The organism is bacterium, from assembly GCA_036382775.1.
Classification (GTDB): Bacteria; Hydrothermota; Tepidihabitantia; order SM23-42; family JAOAFX01; genus DASVHD01.
Window position 1 is genome coordinate 1 of the sequence record DASVHD010000040.1, and the last position, 8,415, is coordinate 8,415.

At 49.5% G+C, this 8,415-nt stretch carries 5 protein-coding genes; all 5 read right to left on the reverse strand.

Features of this window, described 5'->3' with window-relative positions; translation table 11 throughout:
- Positions 1 to 2,127, reverse strand: a 2,127-nt coding sequence (locus VF399_10390) for a VCBS repeat-containing protein (GenBank protein HEX7320747.1), incomplete at its 3' end; no start/stop codon positions are given.
- A 149-nt stretch (positions 2,128 to 2,276) separates the two neighbouring features.
- Entirely contained in the window at positions 2,277 to 3,914 is a 1,638-nt protein-coding gene (locus VF399_10395) for a T9SS type A sorting domain-containing protein (protein HEX7320748.1), read from the reverse strand.
- Positions 3,915 to 3,923: 9 nt separating this feature from the next.
- Complete coding sequence (locus VF399_10400) at positions 3,924 to 5,921, reverse strand: hypothetical protein (protein ID HEX7320749.1); 1,998 nt, start codon at positions 5,919 to 5,921, stop codon at positions 3,924 to 3,926.
- A 120-nt stretch (positions 5,922 to 6,041) separates the two neighbouring features.
- Complete coding sequence (locus VF399_10405; protein ID HEX7320750.1) at positions 6,042 to 7,109, reverse strand: T9SS type A sorting domain-containing protein; 1,068 nt, start codon at positions 7,107 to 7,109, stop codon at positions 6,042 to 6,044.
- Positions 7,110 to 7,130: 21 nt separating this feature from the next.
- Positions 7,131 to 8,415: T9SS type A sorting domain-containing protein (locus VF399_10410; protein HEX7320751.1), on the reverse strand; the 1,285-nt coding region annotated here is incomplete at its 5' end.

The following is an 8,415-nucleotide window of genomic DNA, read 5'->3' on the forward strand; positions in this document are numbered from 1 at the left end:
TTTCCGGATCCCATAACAATTACTCAAAGCAATGTCCGTATAGAAATCCGAGATATTCGGATAATTGTTACGGTATGGCAACGACACCCAGTTCTTGTCCGTTAATGATACATTCTCGTTTAATACCTGCCGAAACTTGAAGCCCATATTCGATGGATAAGACCGGTTATTGGTCTGGTCAACCGCCTTGACCAAGTAATAGTAATTTTGAAATGAACTCAAGACGCTTATATTGGTAAAAAACGTGTCCGGCTGATTGACAAACCCGACTGAATCGGCTGAACCTGGCGCATAACTGGGAACGGTGTTGCGGTAAACCACATATCCTCTCATATTTTCAACGTTGTCCAGCGTATCGGTCGTGACCTTTCTCCAGGTCAACCTTACATTATTGCTCGTTTTAACGACGCTGACTATATCCGGTCGCATGGGCGGGATGACATCGGTTACTATCTGAAGATACAGGTTAAGACCGCCCCATCTTTCGCCGATGAACAGATCAAGGTCGCCGTCCGCGTCGATATCCGCAAGATCAGGACAGGTATTTTCCTCGACATTGATGCCGCCAAGCGCGCTGGTTACCAACGCAAATGACGGACTTGAAGGCGTACCGGTATTCTGGTAATGATATGTCGTCCCATAACCCTCACCGATGAATAGGTCAAAATCGCCATCATTATCCAGGTCGGCAAACCGCGGTATACTGCGGTCGCCGACATCGATGCCTGAATAGTTATTGGAAACATAGGTCCAGGATGGGGTTGAAGATGAGCCATCGTTCCGGTAATACCAGATCGTTCCGTCCAGACAGCCGATGAACATGTCCTTGTCATTGTCGTTGTCAATATCCACGAACACGGACGCGGCGTAATCTCCGACGTCAATGTTGTTGTAATTACTGTCTATCCGGGTAAAATCGGGTGTCGTAACGCTGCCGTCATTGCGGTAGTAATAGATGTTGCCCAGCAGGTTGCCGATGAACATATCATAATCATTATCGCCATCGATCTTAACGAACGTCGGCACGCTGTTATCTCCAACATCAATACTGTCATAATTCTCGCTGATCATGGTCCACTGGTGGTTTGCGGTCGTTCCGGAATTCTGGTAGTAATCGATGAAACCAACCCACTCGCCGGCGAAAAGATCTTTGTCACCGTCATTGTCGATGTCCACCAGCGTCGGCGTGCATGACGAATTCATGTCGATGTCCACATAGTGCCTTCTCACGAAACTCCAGGAAGGGCTGCTGGCATTACCGGTATTCCGGTACCAGTTGACGTTGCCGATGTACTCGCCGATGAACAGATCAAGATCGCCGTCATTGTCGATATCCACGAAGGACGGCGCGCTGGTGTTGCCCACGTCAGACGTGTAATTACTCGTGACGTAAACCATATTGGGCGATGCCGGAGTGCCAGTGTTTCGGTAGAAATACACCGTGCCTTCGGCGCAGCCGACGAACAGATCATAATCGTTATCCGCGTCGATATCCGCGAACCATGGTATGCTGCGGGTAATAACGTCTATGGAGAACCAGGTATTGGAAACGAACGTCCAGGAAGGTACTGTTACTGTACCATCATTCCGGTAATAGGTTATCGTGCCGTCCTGCCGTCCGATAAAAAGGTCAAAATCATTGTCACCATCGATATCGCAGAAATAAGGCGCGGAGAAAGAACCTACGCTGATGCCCGCATAGTTGTCAGTGACAAATATAAAAACGGCGCTTGCCGCTGTGCCGTCGTTCCGGTAATAGTTGATGTTGCCATCCTGTTCGCCAAAGAACAGATCGTAATCACTATCATTATCGATATCCACGAACGCCTCTATCGAGCGGTTCTCGACATCGATGGATTGGTAAAATTCGGTCATGAACGTCCAGTCAGGGGCGCTCGCGGTCCCGTCATTCCTATAATAATGAAGACCGCCATGCTCGCCCCCGATGAAAAAATCGTAGTCATTGTCGTCATCGATATCCACCCAGAAAGGCCGCGAGTAATTGACGCTCCCTGAATATGCGCCGGCGAGCAGGATGCCGCCGACATATTCTTCAAGGACCCGGTTCCAGCTCTGGCCGAACACCATTAATGCGGAACATATCAGTAAAATACAAATTTTCTTCATTTTATCTCCTTTGATCAATAAACATATTATCTTTTAATATAAGCAATAATAACCAATTGTCAAGACTTAAGTATCGTTTCGATATCTATCGGATAATACCCAAAAAAAGACCCCCAGTTTGACTGAGGGCTTTTTATATTCATTATTTTCTACTTAACAACTATTATCTTTTCTCGAACGGTCTTGTTTTTCGCCGACAACTGATAAAAATAAACCCCGGCTTCTACCTCGGCGCCCGATCTGTCCCGCTTATCCCATACATAGATCGCTGGTTTGCCAGTTCCCCGAAGCTTGGCATTCCTTACAACCCTGCCAACGGCATCAGTTATTTTCAGATCTCCATTTTCGTTTGCAGGTAATGTATAATGGATGAATATTCTTTCGGCACGAACTGGACTCTGCGAAATGGCATAGAATAATGGATCAATATTATTTGTCTCGGCTATGTCAGTTGAAGCAGTGGTTCCTGCTGAATAGGTGAATGTTAACCTGGAGGTTACTGTTGTATCGTTTGTCCAGTGGACGGAAACCGGAATGAGAACAGCCGTGTCCACCTCCCAGGCAGGGATCACGATCGAACCTGCCGCGTTCGCGTCCAGCAACATAAGGTGCTCATAAGAAACAGTGCCCCTTGTCGCAACCACATAAGCGCGCCAATTATAGCCGTCCTGACCATCAAAACTGAGGGTCAGGTTCTGGTTACCGTCGGTCACGAATTCGATCAGGTCCATTCCACCCGGACAATACGGACCATGGCTCCCTTCATCGCCACTGGCTGGATAGGTCGTATGCCGCGCATGGAGGATCGCTGTCGTGCAGCTTTCAGCGCGGTAGAAATGAAGATTATCATCACGACCGCCGGTAAAGTAACGCCATATCGCATAGTGGCCGACCGCATTGGCCAGGCTGCCATTATAATTTAACTTCAAAGCCGAATCGGCATCCCACAAACAATGACTGCCCGCGTGCTGGCCGCATAATGTCCAGATCAGACGCGGCGTGTCCGGACCGTAGTATTCAGCCTGGAATTTTGGCCATAGACCAGCTGGATATTCAAAGTTGCTATAGGTAGTGTTGATCTCCCACCAGGAACGGGTGAGCGGATTATCAGTATAATCAGTGTTTTGACTATTTCGCCATAAGAGCGTGCCGCACCCCGGGAAAAGGATATCTTCCATCCAGCTGGAAGTATTTTCATAGTACCACCAGTATGGTTGTTCAAAACGGCTGTACCTGTACTGGCATGAATGATGGAACTCGTGCGCCGTGAGCGCTTTGAGCCTCATGAACCTCGGAAACGGATGATGGACTGAATCCGTGCAGACCTCTATCCAGCTTGAATAACCATCAGGATAGGGAGTGGTGTAATTGGAATCATGGTAAGACACGCCATAAGCGCCGATGTTCACGGAATGACGCAGGTAAATGTCAAAAAGATCATCCCCGCCGATACCCTGATCGGGCGGTGGAACTGCCCACCCAAGTGCCGTAGCCCTTACCCAGCAACTCTCCGCATAAACCGCTACTGACTCCGCGTATGCAAGGGTTGTAGAATCGCTATAGCTCCTTGCATAATGAACCCGGACATGTGTCTTGATCCGGAAATATTCAGTTCCAGTATACGTAGGCCGGCTCGGTCGAACCAGTATGGATGGATCAGGGGTGTGGTCGGGAAGACCGCATTCAGGCACTTTTTGATCTTGCCGGACAATGACTGCGGTGTTCCCCGCAAAAGCCTGGGTCGAGATCAAAATAAAAAGGAGCGTTAAAAGAGTTTTTCTTTTCATGACCGCCTCCTAATCCGGGATCAACGCTGGTTCAGCCTTACTACTCGTCTGGCCTGTCTGATAAGCCCTGATTTCGGGCTGTTGGATCTCTTCGGTCACGACCTCCGCATCTTCAGCCTTGAGTATTTCAGTGTAGGGCGCTTGTTCATATCCTTTGGCCCTGCCGATGGCGATCCAGTCAAAAGCCGCGCTCGATCGTCCGTTCAAGAGTTCCTTTGCTTCAAAACCATCGCTTGATTTGCTCGTGACGAAGATACCATTACATTCAGAAGTGGGCGTAATGATCACCTTCAACGGAATGTCATGCGACAAAACATTTTGATAGGTCCGGTCAAAAACGATCAAGGCATGACCGTTAGTGAGTGAACTGCTGCCTGATATTACGATCTCCATATCCGGACTGGTCATGGAAAAGCCGGTCTTTCCTTCACCAAGGAATGTCTGCCAGCCTCCGCTCGCATAACCATGACCTTGAACGTATAAACCATTGACCGTGCCGCCCGTACCGGTAGTATTCCAGGCGGTCAGCGCGTAATAATCGTTGTTGGCGTTCCTGAAATAACCACCCCGCAGGTCATTGCTGTTCGCGTAAACGCCATTGCCGGCCGCGTTGTACACATAGACCCCATGCGAACCCGTCGTACCGACATATAAACCTCTCGAACCGGCATTCGTCACGTAAAAACCATCTCCGCCAGCCTGGGAAACGGAAACGCCGTCATCGGCTACATGGTAAAGCCACATACCGTCATAACGCGCAGAATCGACATAAACACCATAATCGCCCTGACCGATAGTTATTGCGTCATCATCCGCATTGGTGATCTTCAAGCCGAAACTATCGGCATCATTGACATAAACGCCGCTCCTGCCCGTGGTGCCCACGTACAAACCGTTTTCACCGGCGCTGTCAGCACTGAATCCATCTCCTACAATGCGGTAACCCCGGAACCCGTTGCCCGCTGCCCTTTGCACATAATAGGCTGAACTAGTGGATGTGTGCGTGGATTCTACACGGACTCCTGAATACTCCGCGTCATAAATCTGTATACCGTACACGTTCGCGCGATCCACGTATACGCCGCTCCCGACTGTTGAATCGATCCGGACGCCAGCGCCATTGGTTGTTCCAACCATAACACCGTCACTGAGGGCGTGCCTGATGTAGACCCCCCTGCCGGCTGTTGAATCGACCGACAAACCTACTGATGAACCTTCTTTTGCGTAAAATGCCGGTCCGGTCCCGCTGAATCCTGCGACACCGGCTTCAATATTCGGGCTGCTGGAATATGACGTACCATAACAGCCATACACCGCCGGCCTGCCATTTGCATGACGCCCAGACACGCCGGCACTGCCGATATCATTGGCTGATCCTTCACCGCGAATACCGGCACCACTGCCAAGGTTCACGGCATTTATCGCTGGATCAGTTGAAAGCGAAGCAGCACGGTTCACAACGAGCCCGGCGCCGCTGCTGGTCGCATTGACTTTGAATGTGGGACTGGTTGAAGCGGCATACATGGAATCAGGTCCCTGCACGTTCACGTACCTTGCGTCCAGGTTCGCAAATGCTACATTTTTTGCATATTCGGCAGTGTCCGAATAAGTCGCGGTATAGGCATAACCAGCCGCGGTTATTCTCGTTCTCGGCGCCATTACCTGTCCGCCGATGGTCAATTCCAGCCAGCGGCCTGTTCCTTTGGTGAATACCGTATCTGGAATGGGTGTTATGCTGCCAAGTTGCACATTGAAAATCCCTTTGGAAACCGCAACTGTCTGGGTCTCGGTCCATTTTGAAGTGCCATTCGTGGCCGCATTATAGATCGTGAAGATCATGGAAAGCGAAGGGTTTTCGATCGGATTGCCGCTGGCGTCAGTGACGTATCCCTGATAATTGATCATTGTCGGCGATAAACGCGCTCCCATGTCCTCATGTAAAAAAGCTGTTTGACCTACTGCCATTACCGCAGTCATCGCCATTAATGTCCATAATTGTTTTATCATTGCAACTCCTTTCATACTTCAAGAAAGATGAACTATTTACAGCAAACTCCCCTGTTTGAACAGGGGAGTTTGTTTTTTACCGATAATTTTGGTATGTCACCACAAATAAATATCGACAGGCTATTTCTGTAAGATCAATTTCTCCGTATATTTATTGTGTTCCGTTTTCAGCTCAATAAAATAAATTCCCGACGGCAACTCAAGGCCGTCGTCATCGGTGCCGTTAAAGACGACTTCGCGCGACGCCGGCAGTGTACGCACAAGCTTGCCGCTGGTATCGTAAACACTGAGATTCCCTGCGGCTTGGCCAAGCCTTATGATCACCTGCCCCCTTGCCGGATTCGGGTTGACCGACAGAGGTATTACCTGTCTCGCTGATCCCTGTTCCTCAATGCCGATGATCGCTAGGGGCAATGAATTCTGGGACAGTTTTGACAATACCCAGAGCGTATCCGTGCCTATGATCCGCAGGGTTGGCGCGTAAACCAAACGCAACGCATAATAATATGGACCGGCCACCCCAACGGAATCGATATGGGTTGTGTCAGTGTACGCATTGATAACACCACCGCCATTCGGGATGAGTCGTGTCCAACCCGTTACTCCATCGTCACTACGGTAGATGGCATACCCGGTGATCGGGTTGTAATTAAGTTGAATCAGATCAAAGGTAGCTGTATCATATTTCGCGGTTCGCCATGTTAATTGGGGGTAGTTTCCATTATGACTCGTATCTATGCTAGCCACAACACGCAGACTGCAATAACGTGCTGAATCTGGACTATAAGTGTTATCTGCCTTGCTAACAATCACCGAATAAAAACCCTTGTGGTTGATGGTCCCGGCAGCACTATCATATTCAAAGGCACAAATATTCGTATCACCCTGCGCGATCGGATAACCATTAAGAACTGCAAAATTGTCATCGTCGCCTTCAGCACGAGACATGAAGATGGCACCCGCATGCGTCCAATATCCGGCGCCGTTGTCTTCAGTAATCTGGAAATGTGACCATATCGTATCGCTCATCGTGCGCGCATTATCAAGAACGTACCAACGGAAGTAGAAGGCGGTCGTTTCCGGAACAGCGACTTTGCCTCCATACCGCATCCAAAATTGGCATAGATCAGCCTGCGCCAGACCAACAAATATACATCCGATCAAGATTATTAACCTGATAGTTTTCATATCATTACCCCCTGTGATCATCTATTTCGCCACAACTATCTTGTGAGTCGCGCTGAAATTTCCGGCCATAAACTTGCAGAAATACACACCCATACCAACAGGACGGCTCATATTGTCTAAAGCATCCCAATTAACGTTATAGTAACCTGGTTCCATTACCTCGTTCTTCAGGGTCCGCACCAACTTCCCCGCGATATCATAAATCTTCAATTCTACGTGCCGCGTCTGCGCCACCGCAAAGCTGATTGCAGTCTGACCCGCAAACGGGTTCGGTCGCACCTGCCCCAATGCAAAAGCTACCGGGATCGGTGCAACGCTACCAGACTGTACACCATCTGCGATCTTATCCGCGATCCGCGGATAGAATCCAGATTCCCAACCACCCGCAAATACCAACTGCAATTCATATTGACCTTCCGTCGCAGCGTTGTTTATGGTAAAGGTCGTTCCCTTGATGATCTTATCGTTCAACCGCCCACAGATTTGGTTGTCCGATACCCGGTACACACTGTATCCGATCACTAAAGGATCTTCAACCGCGGTCCAGCTCAATGTCGCACTACCATCCACGTTCTGTTTTATCTCAACTTCAGGCACCGCACTAAGTGTAATGTCTGACAGCTTCACCATGTCGCTTTTGCCATCCAGCCGGTAGCTCGCCGTGCCATAAAAGCCTTCCTTACTCAGCAATACCACCACCTCATCACCAGCGCGCCATGCCGTCGGCAGATTGCCCAGCTCAGCCCACCACACCGTCGCTTTACCATTACTCCTGATACCACACGACTGCACGCTCTCGGTCAGTAGCTCATCAGGACGGGACACGACATAACACCTCATCGCTAACCCCGATGCATCACCTTTAATCCGACCACGGATCGAATACGGCTGACGATCCTCTTGTTGCCTGCTGACATCAGAACGCCTGACCGCCAACGCGTCATCCGAAATAACACTCGCTCTCTCCTCGTCCTGGATCACCGGCCAATTCGGATCCTTGATCACCGCCATCGTGCCCAAACGCTCTTTCACCGGTGTTGAAACAATGTCATCACCCCGGTTCGTATACACATCAGGCGTCCATGCCGCATCGGTACTCACTAAGATCTCATAAGCAATACCCAATACTACCGGATAATCATTGATGAACATCTCCAGATCACTGTCCCAGTAACAGGTTGTATATAACTGCGTCACCGCATCCAATTTCCGGATCCCATAACATACGCTAATCCCAATATCCGTGTAGGCATCCGAAGCATTCGCATAACTGGTATTGTAGGGAATCGAAACCCAATTCTTATCC